The following is a 16,875-nucleotide window of genomic DNA, read 5'->3' as shown; positions in this document are numbered from 1 at the left end:
ATTCTCCCATGCATTATACGACTGCAATCCGCTATAGCGGATTGCAGTCGTATATGTTGCCTGGTTAATATTTGAGCCTTACTTCAAAGAAATAGCTTCTGCCACGGCCCTTGTAGTATTCAAAATATTCTTCATCAAAAATATTATCTACAGAAAGTGAGAGTTCCACATTTTCTTCAGGTGTGAAGATTAGTTTTGTGTTCCAGAGCCAGCGCTTTGAGTAAGCTCCATAGACATCAGGAACATCGTTATTATCTTCTCTGGTGTAAATCCTGCCCACATAATTTCCAGCCAGGCTTGCCTTGAACCATTTGTATGCTAATTCACTGCCTAAATTGATGGTTTCAAGAGGTATTTTAGTGAGATGTTGGCCTTCGGCGTCCGGGTTACGTTCATTTTCTTTTACTTCACTGTCGTTATTGGTGTAGTTGGCCCAAAGTTTCAACCAATCAAAAGGAGAGTAGAAACCTTCCAGTTCCCAGCCGTTTATTTCTACTTTTGCTACATTATCTAAATAATAATCATAGCCTTCACTATATCTCAAAATCATATCTTTAAAATCGCTATGAAAAAATGTTACTCCAAGCTTAAGTTTCCGATCAAAGAAATATTGGTCAGCACCTATTTCATAAGTCCAGACAGTTTCAGGCTTAAGATTGGGGTTAAAATGATAAGTATATGATGAATACCATTTACGGTAAAGATCATAAATCGTTGGAGCGCGAAATGCTTTAGCTACAGAAGCGCGAAAGTATGTGTCTTCAAGAGGATTCCAAACCGCTCCAATTTTTGGGCTTATAGCGTGATCTTGAAGCTCATCAAAATTTTTCACATCATCAACAGGACCGGCTTCACCATCAGCTTGCCAAAAATCTAAGCGAAGTCCCCCGTAAAGAGTCAGCTCCTTCAAGACTTTCCACTCATCTTGAACATATAACGCATAAAAAAGGTCTTCTCCTCTTGTAACGTATGTTTTATCCTGCTTGCTGTCTTCATCCCGATAAAATGAAAGATTGTATTCGTCCTGCTTAAAATTATCCGTTTTAAAGTAGAACCCACAAGTAAGGAAATGCTTATCTCCTAAAGGCATGTCTGACTGAAGATCAGCGAGCCAGGTGTCGGTGTCAGCATCAGCTAATTTCCCTGTGGCATTGTCATAAGTCCCAGATACCGGGCTAGTATACCATTTATTATTAAACTGATATCCAATTTTTCCGGTAAACCCCACAGAACCGAAGGTTTCTTTGTATGTTAATGAAACGAGATAACTGTCTTCATTGCCAATGCCTGCAAGATAATTTTTCGACGCAACCGATGCAAATTGACCATCACCTACATCTACATTACCGTCAAAACTTGGATTACCATTGGCATCGGTCAGGTATGTATTTGGTTCATCATAACCGTATTGATGTTGTCCGTATTGAAAATCAAGCGAAATGGTTCCTGTCTCTGTCAAGTCATAAGAGGCCATCAGGTTTATATTCTGTCTCTTGCCCCAGTTATCGCCCTTGTCTCCAACCACCCACTTGGACTTACCTGATGGATCTGTAGTAGGATAGCCCCCGGTAAGGGTACCAGTACCGGAGTAGATTGACATGGTAACGAGAGAGGTTGGATATCCACCGGTCTCCTCCGCTTCATATCCAAGCCTTATCCCAAACTTATCAAACTTATCACCTGCATAGCCACCATAACGATAAGTCTCATCACTTCCTATGCCTCCAAAAATTTCGGCTTCAAGTTTTTGAGGAGTAGTGGTGATGATATTGATTACACCGCCCATGGCATTTCCTCCATAAAGGGCTGAGGCTGGACCGCGAATAATTTCAATACGTTCTACATTTTCCACGCTGATATTATTCCATTTCACATTTCCGTTGTATCCATCATTAATGGGGAGACCATTTAACAAAACCAATGTCCGCTTTTGGTATGGCAAACCACGCATTTGAATACTGGGAAGATTATCACTCAGTCCTTTTTTTCTCTTGAAATATATCCCGGCTTCGTATTTTAAGGCTTCATCAATGGTCTGGATGTGATACTTTTTCATCTCTTCCCTGGTAATCACACTCACGCTTGCAGGAACATTGTCTATTTCCCTTTCTGTCCTGGTCGCAGTGACTACCATCTCTTCCATATCCACAGTTTCGTCTGCTTTCACATCTTCCTGCTGAGCTGCAAACAATGGATTTCCAAGACAAACTACCAAGCAAAACAATAGCAACACCTTAAAAATTTTCATCTTGTCCCTCCATAATCTTAATTTAATAGTCTATTTGTATGATATCAAACCTTGTCTAATTTACATAATATTTACTCAATAGTTAGTACCGGCTATAATATTACGTTATGTCTACAAAAATTTATCTATAATCATTTCTTGTTATTGAACTAACAGGATATAAATAGTTATACCCCTGGTTACTGAAGCTTTCCACATTTACTCCATAAACAGTGCGAATATTATCCTGATTCATAACTTTATCGGGCAGACCGGAACAAAATACAGTCCCGTTTTGCATCATGACCACCCGGTCGGAGAACCGAAGGGCGAGGTTTAGATCATGGATGGCCACTACTATCCCCATGTTTTTTTCTTTGACGATTTGACAAAGAAGTTGCATCACTTCGAGCTGATATTTGAGATCCAGGCTGCTTGTAGGTTCATCCAGAAGCAGATAGCGGGCTTCCTGGACCAAAGCCCTGGCCAGCATGACCTTTTGTTTTTGCCCTCCACTTAAGCAATCAAAATCTTTCGCAGAAAAGGAATCCAGTCCCATTATTTCAAGAATACTGGTTACCTTTTTGAGTTCTTCCCTGGCAGGACGCCAACATAAGTAAGGTCTGCGCCCCATAAGAACTGTATCAAATACTGTCATGGGAAATTTTGGAGGGTATGCCTGGGGAACATAGGCCAGTAGTTTGGCCCTTTCCCTGGAGGACATGTGGAGAAGATCCTGTTTATCAACTGTTATGACCCCTTTGGCAGGCCTTAAAATATTGAGAATACACCTCAACAAGGTGGTTTTGCCCGCGCCATTTGGCCCGATAATAGCTAGAATTTCTCCGGGACGCGCTTCCAGGGAAATATCTTTAAGAATTTCCTGATGCTTATATGAAAATTTTAGATTTTTTACCCGCAACATTAGCAGTATTTCCTGGCCTTTTTCATCAAGAGGTAAAAAAAGAATGGGCCCCCCAGGAAAGAAGTCATGATACCAATTGGGATAACTTGTGGCGGCCAGATGGTTCTGCTCAACGTGTCAGCACCCACCACCAGTATTGCGCCCACAAATCCTGAAGCTGGGATCAAGAAGCGATGGTCACTTCCAATTAGCATGCGCGCGATATGAGGTGCCACCAGCCCAATAAAACCTATAACTCCAGTGAAACAAATGACGCCCGCGGTCATAAGCGCTGTCAGAAAAATGCCTCCCGTCCGTATGGTGGACACATTGACCCCAAGGGCACTGGCTGATTCATCTCCGGTCATCAAAAGATTCAAGTCCCATGCCCTTGCCATCACCAGTGGAATGGGAGGAATGATCATCAGGCAGGCGATACTAATTTCAGCCCATCCCACTTTGGAGAGACTGCCAAAAAACCAGAAGACCATTTCATGCACTTCTTCAATAGTTGCTGTATATTGGACAAAGGAAGTAAGCGAAGAAAAAAGGAACATGATGGCCACGCCAGCCAGGATTAAGGTCTCGGATGTGGTGCTTTTCAAGCGAGCCACCCCATAAATAAGTAAAGATGTGAGCAAGGCAAAACCAAAGGCACTGGCAGCAACTATTTCCCTGGAAAGCCCGTTTGAGAAAACAATACCAATTACGGCTCCAAAGCCTGCTCCTGAAGCTACTCCCAGTGTAAACGGCGAAGCTAAAGGATTTTGCAAAATAGCCTGGGAGACAGTCCCGCCCAAGGCCAGACCCCACCCGGCCAGAAAAGCCATAACGATTCGAGGCAGGCGCAATTTCCAGATGATTACACTTGATACGGTCGATTGCTCAAAAAGAGCTGCGAACACTTCTTGCAAGCCAAGAGCTGAACTACCTACACAGAGACTGACCATGCCCATCAACACGAGCAGAGCCGCCAAAATGCAAAGAAGCAAGGTTCTTTGCCTGATCAGATGCCTATATTGGGCTAATCCATATGAAGCCGGAAGCCTTCTAGAGATACTCATGTCTTCAATTCCCTGTTGGGTAGGCATAAAAACCACGGTATGGCACCTTTAAAAAATCCTCCAAATACTCCCTGTGTATTTCCTGAGGATTTAAGTCTGCTTCAGGGAAAAACCATTTGGCCATGTAAGCGATTCCCACTGCAGCCCTGGGTCCCCCGGCAACGTCTGATGCTAATACATAAACTTTGCCTTCTTGCACTGCACGGATGAATTTCCAGCCGGGACGTTCCATGATATTTTTCTGTATTTTTCGAAATTTTTTCGAATTATCGCATACATAGGCATCCTTTATCGAAGCTATCTTAACGATAACATCCGGATTTTTGCTCAGTACCCATTCAGGACTAACCCTAGAAAACGATGTAGAAAAAGCAGAAGCAATATTACGAGCTCCGGCATAAACACTTAGTTCATACCCGCCAGACTCCGGTCCCATCACCTGATAGTCAGAAAAGCTTTCAACATAGACCTTTGTTCCTGGTGAGTTTTTTCCGCGCAACTTTTCGATATATTCCATTTTTTGAGCATGCCATCGTAAAAACGCTTCTGCTTGCTTTTGCTTCCCTAAAATATCGCCCAGAATTTGCACCTCTCTGGGCAGCGCGCTTATTTTATAAAAATCGAGGCGAAGCACCCGGATTCCCAGCGGCTCCAATTTTTGTTCAGCCTCAACCCCGGGGAAACGCCCGTAACACAAAACCAGATCAGGCCGGAGGGTAGCTATCAATTCGTAATCTGGCTCATTCCAACGTCCAACCACCGGGCGATCCTGAAATTTCGACCACAACCGCGGTTTTTGGTGGATGTAATCGCTGACTCCGACTACAAGATTTTCTGCCTGTAAAATTTGCATAACTTCCAAGGCATTTGCGCTGAGAACAACTACCTTTCGGACAGGCAAGCTGACCTGGATTTCACGGTCCCTGGCATCGATAACGGTTCGTGTTTCCTCAGCAAATCCACCTTTGCAGGCTAAGAGGAAAATTAAAATAAATATAAAATAGTTGGCAGCACGCATAGGGTTTCTCGACTTAAAAAGAGCCTTAAATTTTTTATGAGAGGCTTTGTAGAAGTTGGTACTAAGGATACGGTTCCTAGCGAGCCACAAGAAGGAGCTCCTTTATGTATGCGCATCTCTCCGGGCAGCCCTCACAAAAAAGAAATACCTACCGAGCCATCATAACATTTCAAATAAAGTAATATTATCTGGCTACAACTTTTGTAAAATAGCTCAGCTACGTTTAAAAAATAAAAAAGTCAATATCTTTTATCGTCACTTTACCATATGCGTAACACACAAAGACACTAAAATTCACACGTACTGCAAAAAAAATATGTCTATTTTTTGCTACTCAACAATAACAACATGATTAAAATTGAAAAAAATTGTAAAGTTTTTTGGTCTTAAAAAGATAATTCTAGCATGTTCCAAAGGCGAGGACCTAATAGGGGGGGGGTGAAAAAACTATGCTTGCATATTAACAGGACAATTGACTTCATTGGCTGCTTATTTAAAAATAAGTTAGCATAAAAAAACAAAGACATCGGGACTAGAAGCAAGGGGCTGGTTTCCTAATCAAACAACTTGGACCGGGAACCTAACTGTTTTTAAGAATCAGGTCATAAGCGATCATTGCAAATTATAGCCGCAAAAAAACAAAAAAGTAGCTCAAAAACTGTTGGAGTTCAGTTGTGTTTTCCTACCGATTCTATTAAAAATTGCTGTCCATTTCAAAACAAATAAAATTCGACATCCGATATTTTGCGGAGGTATTTAAAGTGTTTAAGTCTGCTGTTATTTTTAACGAAATCTTTTTGAAACATGATCTTCCCTCCCATCCTGAAAATGCAACAAGACTGCATGCATTTTTAAAAACCCTTCCTTCTTTTAATATTCCCATTCTAGACAGTAAACCAGTGGACATGCAACTTCTCAAGTTGGCCCATGAAGAAAGCTATATCCACGAAGTAGAAAAAAGATGCCAGGGTTTTGAGGGACACCTTGATCCTGACACCTATTACAACGAACACAGCTACTTTGCCGCACTCATGGCCGCAGGTGCAGTGGAAAAAGCAGTGAATCTCTGCTTTAAAGAAAACTTTAATTGTGTTTTATGTGCAGTAAGACCGCCTGGACATCACGCAGAACATGACAGGGCAATGGGTTTCTGTATCTTTAACAATGTAGTTGTAGGAGCGCTAAAAGCCCTTGAACTTGCCTTTAAAAAAGTATTCATCGTCGATTTTGATGCTCACCATGGCAACGGGACTCAGCATATCCTATCTTATAATCCCGATGTATTTTACTTTAGCTCTCACCGGTATCCATTCTATCCAGGAACTGGAAGCGAAAGAGAAAACAACGAACATATCCACAATGTTCCTCTCTCGGCAGGGGCAGGAGATGTGGAGATAAAACAGATTTACGGAGAAATTCTTCCTGGTTTGATAAATAAATTCCAACCAGAAATCCTCCTTGTCTCAACCGGCTTTGATCTGCATAAGGATGATTATCTGGCTGGCATGAAAGTCACAGATGAAGGCGTAAGGTTCATCCTTGAGACTCTTGTTTCGATTGCCAGAGAGAAAACATTGCCCATTATCTTCTCCCTCGAAGGGGGGTATAACCTGGAGGTTCTGGAAAGGAGCGGGGAAATGTTGTTTAAATTAATTAGCTAAAATAATATAGATGGGTTACAGTAAGCACCCATTAAAAATTAGACTAACAGTTAACCAGTTAACAACCTAAAAATTCCATGAATTTTTTGGCTTCTTTCAGGTCAGGATTCAATTCCAGGGCCTTTTTTAAATGCGTTAATGCCTGTTCAATTTTATTTTGGCCAAAATATGCCCGAGCGATATTGTAATGCAAATTTTCATCATTCGGGCTAAGCTCAAGTGCCCGTCCATAATACTCTACTGCCTGTTCAAACATCTTTTGTTTACGCAAATTTATTCCAAACTCATTAAATAAGTGCTTGTGTTTTAGCTCAAAAGCGGCATCTAGCTTGACCAATCGCTTAAAGATGTTGTTGGCCTTTTCTTTGTTACCTCTTTCCAGATAAGTTAGCCCCAAACCAAAATTTGCCCTGATGTTTTCTTCATCAATCTTTAATGCATTCTTATACTCATACTCAGCACTGTAAGTTTCTCCCCGCTTGCGATGTCGCTCAGCCCTGGCAATGGTTTTATTTAGTTCGCACATTTTAGGATAAACTGTTTGCATATAAAACTCTGGCTCAGGAAAAAACTTATCCAGAAACTCTTCTTTGGAAATGATTTTCTTTGAGTTGGAAGGGACTAATTCGACATTAAGAGGCCTGATCTCAATCAGGTCTTCATCAATCTCGGTTGCAAACCAATACTGTTTTTGGATATCCTTTTTCTGAGTGGTTCCAATACCTACTTTTGATACGGTCTGGAGAGAAAATAGCCCCTTGATTTTATTGTCTTTTTCTTTTTCTGTTGTTTTAAGGCTATGGTTACTAACCATGAATCCCTCCCAGGCTCACACTATTTCCTTTATTAACCTTAAATATAAATACGCATTAAATAGATTAATAAATTATGAAGTACAAATTTTGTAAGCCACAAGGATAAAAAGTTGTAATTAAAAGATACAGAACTAGTAAACAAAATATCAGATACATTCAAGTATTTATTAAAATGGACAATGAATATACCAAATGAACAGCGTACTACGCTATTGTCTTGCTGTGTCATTATTGATTACACTATTTTTACCTAAATCATGCGTTCTTTTGCAATTTAAAGTGTGAGATTCGTTCGCCTGTTTTGCTCAAATCTCGCAATAACAATGAGGAGATTGTCCTTGCGAGGGGTGCGAACCAACCCACCCGTGTCAATCTCACCCGTTGGTTGAAAATCGCTTGCTAAAAATCTATCTCCCAAAAAATCTTAGCTATTTTATCTTGACCTTTTTTTTAATTGAAATTAAATGGAGAATTCTCTTAGCGCCTGTAGCTCAGCTGGATAGAGCAACGGCCTTCTAAGCCGTCGGCCCGGGGTTCGAATCCCTGCAGGCGCGCCATTGAAATCAAGGGTTTACCGACTTGCTTCGGTAAACCCTTTTTTGTTTTTGCTACCCTATTGCTACCTCACATCAAGGCGTTCGCCTGCCTTTCCCCTTACCCCCATAGCTTCGTCAATCAAACCAAACATCTCATTATCCTGGATCATAACAGTAGCGCTACCCAGCTGGGGAGCGTTCCTATGGCTTATCCTGCAGGGGTCGCCATAAAAAGAATAAAAAAAGGGGTTAGGTGATTTGACCTAACCCCTTTTTTTATAAAAATCGCTCCTCTTGTCTAATTGCCTCGAAATTGTCTTGTCTAAATATTCTCAAAATTACTTTTCCTAGTCCTCTTTCATAACTATCTACTATTTTATATGCCTTCGGCAATTGCCTGCAGACACGCCATTAAGAATTTTTCCTGTGTTTATAAAATTAGCGGACTAGTTTATAATATTCTTCTTATCGGGCGTATCCTGTACCTGCATCTGTCTAATTTAAGGGCTAGGGATTAAGGGCTACGGGGTAAGGATTTCTTACTTGAACCCCTCTTTTAAAGTTTAACCTCTTGCTTACTTCTTTGTAGACTTCTTCAAAATGCCTACAACCAACATCCGACAAATACTGTAAATCTTTTGCCAAACACAAAAACATATCATGTCTTCAAATCTTCCCAGAACATTTCAATTACCCCACCTTACCCCTTACACCTTAATCCTCTTTAATATTTTCAACCGCAGACCCACGCAGACTAACGCAGACATTTTTGCTCGGCAGACTTTGCCGAACAAAAGCATGACGGCCTTTCAAGCCAGGACAGCAATGTGACCGGCAAGTCACCGAGCGCACTTGTCTGTGTCCTTCTGTGGTTAAAATATAACCTTTCATAAATAGCAAATGCAGTTATCGGATGCACCCTTTGAGCTAAATTTTCCCCTTCTGACATTTTTCAATAATCTTCTTAATCGCTTCTTATAAGTCTTTTTACTTCGAAATCAGGGAGTTAAGAACCTTAAGATTTTCTATATCTTCATGTAAGTCCTTGTCTTTTGGGGTTTCCAGGACCATGGGATGCTCACGGAAACGGGGATCATTTAAGAGAAGCTTAAATCCTTCCAGGCCAATTCGTCCTTCTCCGATATGCTCATGCCTGTCCTTGCGTGAGCCAAGTCCTGTCTTAGAATCATTGAGATGGAAAAAATGTATCCTTTCCAAACCAATATTTCTTTCTAACAAATCAAAGGTCTGGGCATAGGCTCCTGGAGTGCGCAAATCATAACCAGCGGCAAAAATGTGGGCAGTGTCCACACAGATCCCAAGCATTTCCTGAAACTTAGACTCCTCCAGAATAAAGGCCAATTCCTCAAAACTCGCACCCAGGTTCGTTCCCTGTCCGGCTGTTGTTTCCAGAAGGACTATTACTCCTCGCTTTCCTGATAATTCAATGGCCTGGTCAAGATGGCGTACAAACCTTCTTAAGCCTACTTCCACTCCGTCCCCGCCGTGCGACCCCGGATGGGTGATCAAAAAAGGGATGCCAAGAAGCGCGGCTCTTCTCAATTCATCAGCAAACGCATGAATGGATTTTTTAAGTACATTCTTATTTTTTGCGGCCAGGTTAATGAGATAAGATGTGTGCGCGGCAACGGGATACCCGCCCCATTGTTGCCATTCTTCTTTAAATGCCTGAATGGATTCTTCAGTCAAGGAAGGGGAATGCCACTGTCTTTGATTTTTAGAGAATATCTGCAGGGCCCTGCCTCCTACCTTTTGGATGCGTTGTATCGCCTTATATAGTCCGCCGCTGATGGACATGTGAGCGCCTAAATAGGGCACAATATTTCCTCCAAAACTTAAAAACAAACTCGGAGCGAACGCAGAAAGTTGACTAATTACATCCTGGCTACTCCCAGGAAAACCGCATGCAGGCTCACGACCATAACAACAAAAACTTTCCTGGCCAGTCCAGGGGAGAGACCTGGAAATTTTAGATAAATATGCTTCTTTTTGCAGACCCCAAGACAATCTCCGCATAGTGTGCAGGATAAGTTCGGCCTACCCTTTTGCAAATCTTCACCAGTCAAGGCTCCATACCGACATATGCTTGAACATCTGCCGCATTTATTACACCCGGAACCAATCTTTATCCTCCAAGGTGAAATCTTGCCTAAAATATTACCCACCAGCCCCATGGGACAATACGTTGTGCAATGAACCAGTTGTCCCCTTCTAGAGGACACAAAGAGCATGACTCCTACTCCCACAAGTCCGAAAATGGAAGCCGAGATTAAAGCCATCGTCCAGGGGGAGCCCAGAATACGCATTGTCAAAGCTACTACAACAACCAAAACAAGATTGAATACTTGTACCCTTTTGGCCCATCTAGGAAGATGCCGGATTTTTTTGACCCCCCGGCTGGCCACATCATCCCAGGCCCCTATATAACATAGGTGGCTACACCAGGCCGGACCTACCAAAAGAACAGTTATCGTAAAGAGGGTGAGCATAAAAAAGCCAGAACCACGATAAATTGGTGCTGCCAGTATCAAAGCAGGCACTGGTAAATGCAGTTTTCCGGTCATGAGCATTTCCTCTATCCCTAAAAGCCCCAGGAAAAGCTGAAGAAAGAAGACCAGAGAAAACAGGGCCCAGATACGCGGCCTAACCCGAATAGACGCTTTAGGATCAAGCATTTTTCCAGTAATCCAGGCTGCATACAAGGCAAGAAAAAAGATTTCTACCCACCCCATGTTCAAATGAAAACGATCAGCAAGAAGTATAGGAAAACTTGTCTTTGTTCTGGCCAATACAAGAGTCAGGGTTGTGCTCAAAAAAGCTGCACCTTGGGCTGGTCCACTCTCTACTGCTTCTGAGAAGAAAAGTCGTCCTTTTTGGCCAAGGATCAGGAAAAGGGAAAAAACCGTAATCCCAAAGACAGTGAGCATAATCAGTCCAAGCCTGAGCCAAGGAAGCCCAAAAGCCATTCTGAACTGAACAAGCTGGATTCCTGTTTCCAGCCAAATAAAAGCCCCCAAGGTCAAAGCAGCAGCCAAAACATATCTGACCCAACTCTTTTTGGTGAAAAATAAAAGACTAAGGAGAATCCAGGCAATGCAAAGGCCCAGGTCTCCTGCCCTAAGGGCATGGGCCGAAAGCAAGACCAAACTCAAAACCGGGGGAACTAGCCAGAGATGCATTCGATTATCTCCTATTGATAATTTTTAACAATCCCATCTGATTACACCAACTTTTTCAATACCCTATCCTGACCAAAAAGGTCAAAAAGATCGCCAAATCTTTTTACGTGTTGGTAATGCTCCATGTACAGGACCAGTGCTTTACCCAGAACATTTAAAACCTCCTCTTCGGAAAAAATATCTGAAAGTTCGGTCGCCAGTCTTGGGTGTCTACCAAGTTTACCCCCGAGAACGATGCGAAACCCATCCTCACTGGCAATGATGGCCTGAGTTGGGCATATCTTCTGGCATGCCCCACAATAAAGACAATTATTCGTGTCAAATACAAGCCCAGCATTCAAAAGATCAATCGCATCTTCATCACAAGTCTGGGCGCAAAGCCCGCACTTTATGCATAACTCCCTTACAAACTCCGGCTTCCTGGCCCTTATCAGACCAAAATCGGCAATTTGTGGACGGGAACAAGCATTAGGGCAACCAGCCACGCTGATCCTGAATTTTTGATGAGCCTTGACCGGACCATTGATCCAGCCCTTAAGAAACCCCGGCCATCCGCTTTCCAGAACAACCCGTTTTAATTCCGTCTCAAATTCTCCATTCCAGGGCAAGACATTAGGGCAGCTACCTCCACAAAGGCCGTGACATATATCCAAGGAAAAAGAGTCTGTTCGCACGGTACCTCCTTATTTTTTTGCCAACTATTTCTATTCTAACACTTATAATTATCTATATTGATGAAAAATTGAGCACTGCATTGACTTAAGTCAAAATATCATTTTTTTGCCTTCAATTTTCTTTTTTTGACTTGCTTTTTCTTGAATGTTAGTACAAACTAACTCTGCTTTTGTTGATAATCTTAACCAACAAGCTCGCCAACTACGCGAGAAAAATACAAGCGCATCATAAGGAGAGTCAGGACAACTATAGGTATAGGCAATTGATTACACTCTATTGCATAGTTAATGTTTATTTCATTGACACAAATGTTAGTTAGTCATCACAAACAAAGACCATCTTCCCAAAAATCAAAGGGGTTCAACAAAGTGCTAACTATTTTTAAACCTTTAATATGTTCTTAATTTAAACTTTAAATATTTAAAAGGAGGTTGCTTATGTCAGAAGACAGAAGAGAAGAGGGATGCTGTTTGCTATCAAGAAGAAAATTTCTCATGGATGCTGGTGTAGTTGCAGCCAGCGGTGCCTTGGTTAGCGGTGCCTTCCTTTCTCCCAAAGAAGCAGAGGCCGCAAAGACTGAAAACCCGGGCAGCATAGTAAAGATTGGAATAATTCAATGTTCAACTGTTCATCGTGAGGTGGCCTGTGCCTCGTTCGCGTGCTTTAAGGACCTGCACGCAGGCAGAGGGGCGTTTGCACGGTATGCTAAAAATGGTCAAAAGCCCCTCTTGGCTGGATTCATAACCTGTGCGAAATGCCCTACCGCAGTAGGTTTTGAAAAATTCCTCAGGCGTGTCAGGCCGTTAGTTAGCGCGGGGGCAAAGGTGATTCACTTTACGTCCTGCATGTCGCTTATCTGTCCCTGGCTAGACGAGTATTTGGAGATATCAAAAAAAGAATTTCCCGATATTGAATTCGTGGCAGGAACGCACCAGGAGCCCCCGGGACTCACGACTACAGACCTTGAGGAAGGTTTGGCTCGATTAATCACTGCGCCTCGAGAGAACGGGGTAGATATGGTAAAAAAGTTAATGCAAAAGGCCGGGACCAAGTAGACTGAACAATACAGATATGATAAAATTATATTATAGTTTATAATTATTTTGTGAGTCCAAGGACGTTAACTTTATGTTCTTCTCCACCTCATGGCAAAGCACGTAAGGTATCATGGAAGCCTTAACTTGCCCAGAATTCATACGATTAGGAGAAGTACAACGTACTTAGATTAATATTTTAATAAGAGCCATACTTTATCATTCCTTAAGAACGTCCTCCTTTTAATCACCCTTATTGGGCCCTTCTCCAGGAGGACGTTTCTATTTCATCTCCCCAAAACGACAAGTCTTTTCAAGTCTCTCGGCAATAGGTCGTGGTTTACTTAAACTATTAGAAGAACGTAATTGGGATTATATCCGGGGAGTGCGGTGCCTGCAAAAAAATCGTAGAGATTTTACAAAAAACAGGCCCGTTTCAGGAAGTTCATCTCTAAGGAGACAAAGAAAGAAAACCATCCACCTTTGAAGATGAAAGTAGTGAAAGTCGCTGACCGGAAGATACATAGTCTGTCTAAATAAAAATCGGACTGGAAAGACGCAGCGAATCGAGAGACCATTAAAGCAGATCTTGAGAAACAATTGAAAATAAGCACGGTGGTTTCGGTGGCGATGATCGCGGCTATCGTAGTCGGGGAGTATGCTGCAGCCGCTTTGGTGGTCTTTATGATGGCCATCGGCGAATGGCTGGAAAATTTCACGATTGCCCGAGCGGATAATGCTTTGCGGAGTTTGGCCGGTATGGTTCCCGCAACCGTGACTGTCCGACGAAATGATCAGGAGGTAGAATTGCCCATCGAACAAGTCACCATGGACGACATTGTGCTGGTTCGAACCGGGGAACGTATTGGTGTTGACGGAATTGTCGTGACAGGCAGCGGCTCTGTTAACCAGGCGGCCATTACCGGCGAGTCTATGCCCGTTGAGAAGAAAAAAGATGACGAAGTCTTCGCGGGGACCATCAATGAACTGGGGATGCTTGAAGTGCGGCCAACTCGTCTTGGCGAGGACACCACCCTTGGCCAGATCGTTAAGTTGGTGAAAGACGCACAGGCCTCACAGGCGCCGGTGCAACGGTTGGCCAATCGCTATGCCCAGTATCTGGTCCCGCTTACATTCCTTATCGCCTTCTCGGTTTATGCATTTACCCAAGACATTATGCGATCTATCACGGTACTTGTCGTGGTTTGCCCGTGCGCCCTGGTTTTGGCTACCCCCACGGCTATTGTCGCCGCCATCGGCAATGCCGCAAAACAAGGAGTGCTGGTTAAATCGGGGACGACCATCGAACAAATGGGCAAGGTAAATGTAATCGCATTTGACAAGACTGGTACATTAACTCATGGTAAACCAATTGTAAAAGACTTAATCACTCTCAATGGTACAGACACTGACCGCATCTTGGCATTAGCGGCAACAGCCGAACGTTTTAGTGAACACCCTATTGGCCGCGCCATTGTTCAAGCAGCAGAGAAAAGAGCAATCGTTTTAAGCGAGCCGTCAGATTTTACGGTCCTGCCGGGATTCGGAGTCACAGCCCGGGTAGATGAACGTCATGTAATCATTGGCAACCGAGCTCTGCTGGCAGAACAGGGAGTCGCCTGGCCGACCGCTCTTGATGACCTCCTGCAACTCGAAAAACAGGGGCAAACCGTGATCCCCGTAGCGATAGATGGCAAGGTAGAGGGTCTAATTGTTATGGCCGATGCCCCCAGGCAGGAGGCAAAAGAGGCCATCGCTGAACTTAAACGGCTGGGAGTCGACCAGGTCATCATGATCACGGGAGACAATCCCCGGACAGCAGAGATGATTGCCCAAGACCTGGGCTTGGATAATTTCTATGCGGAAGTGTTGCCTCAGGACAAGCTCGAGATCATCCGTAAACTTCAGGCGGAGGGCAAGAAGGTAGCCTTTACCGGCGATGGCGTGAATGATGCGCCGGCGCTGGCTGCGGCCGACGTTGGGATTGCAATGGGAGTTGCCGGCACCGACGTGGCTCTTGAGACTGCCGACATTAGCCTGATGCAGGATGAGATTAAACGTGTGCCTTATGTCATCGGCCTGTCACGCAAAGCACTCAAGGTCATCTGACAAAATGTTGCTTTCTCTATGAGTATCAACGTCCTGTCAGTCTTGTTAGGAAGTTTCGGGATCATCGATCCAGTGGCCGGTGCGCTTATGCACGAATTTTCAGCACTGCCGGTCCTTGCGAACTCAGCCCGGTTGATTAATTTTCGCTACCAACGCCAAATATAAGGATTCCCTACAAAATGAAAGAAAATATAAATTAAATAATATGTCGCTTATTCTTATCCGCGCTCCATAAGCTGTTTTATACCAGCAGATTGTAGATCGTAGTCCGTAGAAAAATTTATTGCTACCAGCTACGAACTCACCACTTTTCGAATTCGCCATGGGCCGAATTTACATTAAAGACCCCGGCGATATGAATGAGGTTCACTAAATATTTATAGCTTGTTATTTAACAAAAGGAGACTAAATTTATGAAAGGTCACATTGGAAAAACTGACAGAATTATTAGGGCGCTTGTTGGAGTGGCTATCGCTGCAGCTGGGATCTATTTCAAGAGTTGGTGGGGACTTATTGCCATAGTGCCGTTAACTGTGGCTGCTATTGGCTGGTGCCCAGGTGCTTTAATTGGAATCTCCTGCAAGTCCAAGGACAAAAAAGGGTGCAACTGTTCATGACTTATTGACATTGATCTGTAGTAAGCATTCAGCTATCTGCCACTGGCTTTCATTGAAAACAAAAAAGTCAAATAAAATCCGCATATCTGACGACACAGCGATTCTCGATACCAACATACTTTTACATTGCTGATGCCTGAGTGCTGGCCGCTGAATGCTTACTATATCATAAAAGGAGATTGGTTATGTCAGAAGACAAAAAAAGAACCCTGTCCTGTGCTGTTCTCTAGAATGCTGGTCAACTTGCCCACTATAGAAACAAAGATAGAGGCTAACACTCTTAAATTTTTAAATAAAATTTGAAGTGGGTAATTAAGAGATAGACAATCAAGGTTCTGTTTGCTTTTCTCCAAAGGTTAGGTTATACTAACATTATGTTAACCACAACAACATGGACTCCTCGCCAACGAGAGGTGCTGGCCACTGCCCTTGAAATTCTTGCCCGCGAGGGAAGCAGAGCGCTTACCATGAAACGGGTGGGGCAAAAACTAGGTGTAACCGAAGCTGCCATTTACAGACATTTTGATAGCAAGCATCACCTGCTTGTAGAGCTCTATGCGTATGTCCGGGAGGGTTTGCTGACAAAATTGGCACCGATTCTAGGCAGCGAGATGTCGCCTGTAGACAGAGTCCGTGTCTTTATACGGGACTCCCTCCGCTACTTTTTGACCCACCGAGGGGTGAATCTCATCTTGTTGGCAGAGTCTATTTATCACCATGATGACGAGCTGCGAAAGGCCATGCTCTCGATCTTCACAGCCTACAAGACCCTTGTGGAAACACTTCTTCAGGCAGGCAAGGCCAGCGGCCACTTCTGCAAAGACTTGGACACAGATATTTGCGCCACATGCCTCATCGGGATGATTCAAGGCGCCCTTACTCGACACTTCCTCACCACAGGAGGTCCAGATGCCTTTGATCCGTCAGAAGCTGCAGAGACTATAAGCCGCTGCTTTTTGCGCGGAGTCCTTCCCCCTAAAAATACCTAAGGTGATGAGTAGACGTTTTTTAAAAC

At 43.3% G+C, this 16,875-nt stretch carries 13 protein-coding genes and 1 tRNA gene; 6 read left to right on the top strand and 8 right to left on the bottom strand.

The genetic code is table 11. From position 1 onward, the window contains the following. Nucleotides 1-64: 64 nt before the first annotated feature. The 4 genes from AC3WVG_RS03610 to AC3WVG_RS03595 form a co-directional block, all read right to left on the bottom strand. Entirely contained in the window at nt 65-2,248 is a 2,184-nt protein-coding gene (locus AC3WVG_RS03610) for a TonB-dependent receptor plug domain-containing protein (protein ID WP_488796815.1), read from the bottom strand. Nucleotides 2,249-2,369: 121 nt separating this feature from the next. Beyond that, nucleotides 2,370-3,152 (bottom strand): ABC transporter ATP-binding protein, encoded by a 783-nt coding sequence (locus AC3WVG_RS03605; protein WP_488796814.1) that lies wholly within the window; start codon nt 3,150-3,152, stop codon nt 2,370-2,372. Then, nucleotides 3,152-4,222, bottom strand: a complete 1,071-nt coding sequence (locus AC3WVG_RS03600; protein ID WP_488796813.1) for a FecCD family ABC transporter permease — start codon at nt 4,220-4,222, stop codon at nt 3,152-3,154. Before AC3WVG_RS03600 ends, AC3WVG_RS03605 begins: the two co-directional genes overlap by 1 nt. Then, nucleotides 4,200-5,213 carry an ABC transporter substrate-binding protein gene (locus AC3WVG_RS03595; RefSeq protein WP_488796812.1) on the bottom strand — a complete coding sequence of 338 codons (1,014 nt, stop codon included), beginning with the start codon at nt 5,211-5,213 and terminating at the stop codon, nt 4,200-4,202. The genes AC3WVG_RS03600 and AC3WVG_RS03595 overlap by 23 nt, the downstream gene beginning before the upstream one ends. A 761-nt stretch (nt 5,214-5,974) precedes the next feature. Here AC3WVG_RS03595 and AC3WVG_RS03590 point away from each other — a divergent pair. After that, nucleotides 5,975-6,874 (top strand): histone deacetylase family protein, encoded by a 900-nt coding sequence (locus AC3WVG_RS03590; RefSeq protein WP_488796811.1) that lies wholly within the window; start codon nt 5,975-5,977, stop codon nt 6,872-6,874. A 58-nt stretch (nt 6,875-6,932) separates the two neighbouring features. Here the strand turns inward: AC3WVG_RS03590 and AC3WVG_RS03585 are convergent, their stop codons facing one another. After that, complete coding sequence (locus AC3WVG_RS03585; RefSeq protein ID WP_488796810.1) at nt 6,933-7,688, bottom strand: tetratricopeptide repeat protein; 756 nt, start codon at nt 7,686-7,688, stop codon at nt 6,933-6,935. Nucleotides 7,689-8,169: 481 nt separating this feature from the next. On the opposite strand from AC3WVG_RS03585, the gene AC3WVG_RS03580 reads away from it, so the two are divergent. Continuing rightward, nucleotides 8,170-8,246 (top strand) — tRNA-Arg (locus AC3WVG_RS03580). A 966-nt stretch (nt 8,247-9,212) separates the two neighbouring features. Here AC3WVG_RS03580 and AC3WVG_RS03575 read toward each other — a convergent pair. The 3 genes from AC3WVG_RS03575 to AC3WVG_RS03565 are packed head-to-tail and all read right to left on the bottom strand — an operon-like array spanning nt 9,213 to nt 12,099. Further along, nucleotides 9,213-10,064, bottom strand: a complete 852-nt coding sequence (locus tag AC3WVG_RS03575) for a deoxyribonuclease IV (protein WP_488796809.1) — start codon at nt 10,062-10,064, stop codon at nt 9,213-9,215. A gap of 56 nt (nt 10,065-10,120) precedes the next feature. Then, complete coding sequence (locus tag AC3WVG_RS03570; RefSeq protein WP_488796808.1) at nt 10,121-11,425, bottom strand: 4Fe-4S binding protein; 1,305 nt, start codon at nt 11,423-11,425, stop codon at nt 10,121-10,123. Between the two features lie 41 nt (nt 11,426-11,466). After that, the gene (locus AC3WVG_RS03565) at nt 11,467-12,099 is read right to left on the bottom strand and encodes a 4Fe-4S binding protein (RefSeq protein WP_488796807.1); all 633 of its coding nucleotides are present in this window, start codon (nt 12,097-12,099) and stop codon (nt 11,467-11,469) included. Between the two features lie 438 nt (nt 12,100-12,537). Between AC3WVG_RS03565 and AC3WVG_RS03560 the strand changes: the two genes are divergently transcribed. From AC3WVG_RS03560 to AC3WVG_RS03545, 4 genes are all read left to right on the top strand, one after another. After that, on the top strand, nt 12,538-13,155 hold the full coding sequence (locus AC3WVG_RS03560) for a CGGC domain-containing protein (RefSeq protein WP_488796806.1): 618 nt from the start codon (nt 12,538-12,540) through the stop codon (nt 13,153-13,155). A gap of 579 nt (nt 13,156-13,734) precedes the next feature. Beyond that, on the top strand, nt 13,735-15,243 hold the full coding sequence (locus AC3WVG_RS03555; RefSeq protein ID WP_488796805.1) for a heavy metal translocating P-type ATPase: 1,509 nt from the start codon (nt 13,735-13,737) through the stop codon (nt 15,241-15,243). A gap of 413 nt (nt 15,244-15,656) precedes the next feature. After that, a complete protein-coding gene (locus AC3WVG_RS03550) occupies nt 15,657-15,860 on the top strand; it encodes a YgaP family membrane protein (protein ID WP_488796804.1) in 204 nt (67 codons plus the stop codon). A 374-nt stretch (nt 15,861-16,234) separates the two neighbouring features. Beyond that, entirely contained in the window at nt 16,235-16,849 is a 615-nt protein-coding gene (locus AC3WVG_RS03545; protein ID WP_488796803.1) for a TetR/AcrR family transcriptional regulator, read from the top strand. Nucleotides 16,850-16,875 lie beyond the last annotated feature (26 nt).

The sequence above is a fragment of the Desulfovulcanus sp. genome (assembly GCF_982781345.1).
The sequence above is the reverse complement of the archived record's forward strand: the minus strand, read 5'-3'. Positions and strand labels throughout refer to the sequence as shown.

Excerpts from the sequence above, each read along its gene's own strand:
- AC3WVG_RS03610 (WP_488796815.1), bottom strand. The coding sequence starts at position 2,248 with ATGAAAATTTTTAAGGTGTTGCTATTGTTTTGCTTGGTAGTTTGTCTT.
- AC3WVG_RS03605 (WP_488796814.1), bottom strand. The coding sequence starts at position 3,152 with ATGTTGCGGGTAAAAAATCTAAAATTTTCATATAAGCATCAGGAAATT.
- AC3WVG_RS03600 (WP_488796813.1), bottom strand. The coding sequence starts at position 4,222 with ATGCCTACCCAACAGGGAATTGAAGACATGAGTATCTCTAGAAGGCTT.
- AC3WVG_RS03595 (WP_488796812.1), bottom strand. The coding sequence starts at position 5,213 with ATGCGTGCTGCCAACTATTTTATATTTATTTTAATTTTCCTCTTAGCC.
- AC3WVG_RS03585 (WP_488796810.1), bottom strand. The coding sequence starts at position 7,688 with ATGGTTAGTAACCATAGCCTTAAAACAACAGAAAAAGAAAAAGACAAT.
- AC3WVG_RS03570 (WP_488796808.1), bottom strand. The coding sequence starts at position 11,425 with ATGCATCTCTGGCTAGTTCCCCCGGTTTTGAGTTTGGTCTTGCTTTCG.
- AC3WVG_RS03560 (WP_488796806.1), top strand. The coding sequence starts at position 12,538 with ATGTCAGAAGACAGAAGAGAAGAGGGATGCTGTTTGCTATCAAGAAGA.
- AC3WVG_RS03550 (WP_488796804.1), top strand. The coding sequence starts at position 15,657 with ATGAAAGGTCACATTGGAAAAACTGACAGAATTATTAGGGCGCTTGTT.
- AC3WVG_RS03545 (WP_488796803.1), top strand. The coding sequence starts at position 16,235 with ATGTTAACCACAACAACATGGACTCCTCGCCAACGAGAGGTGCTGGCC.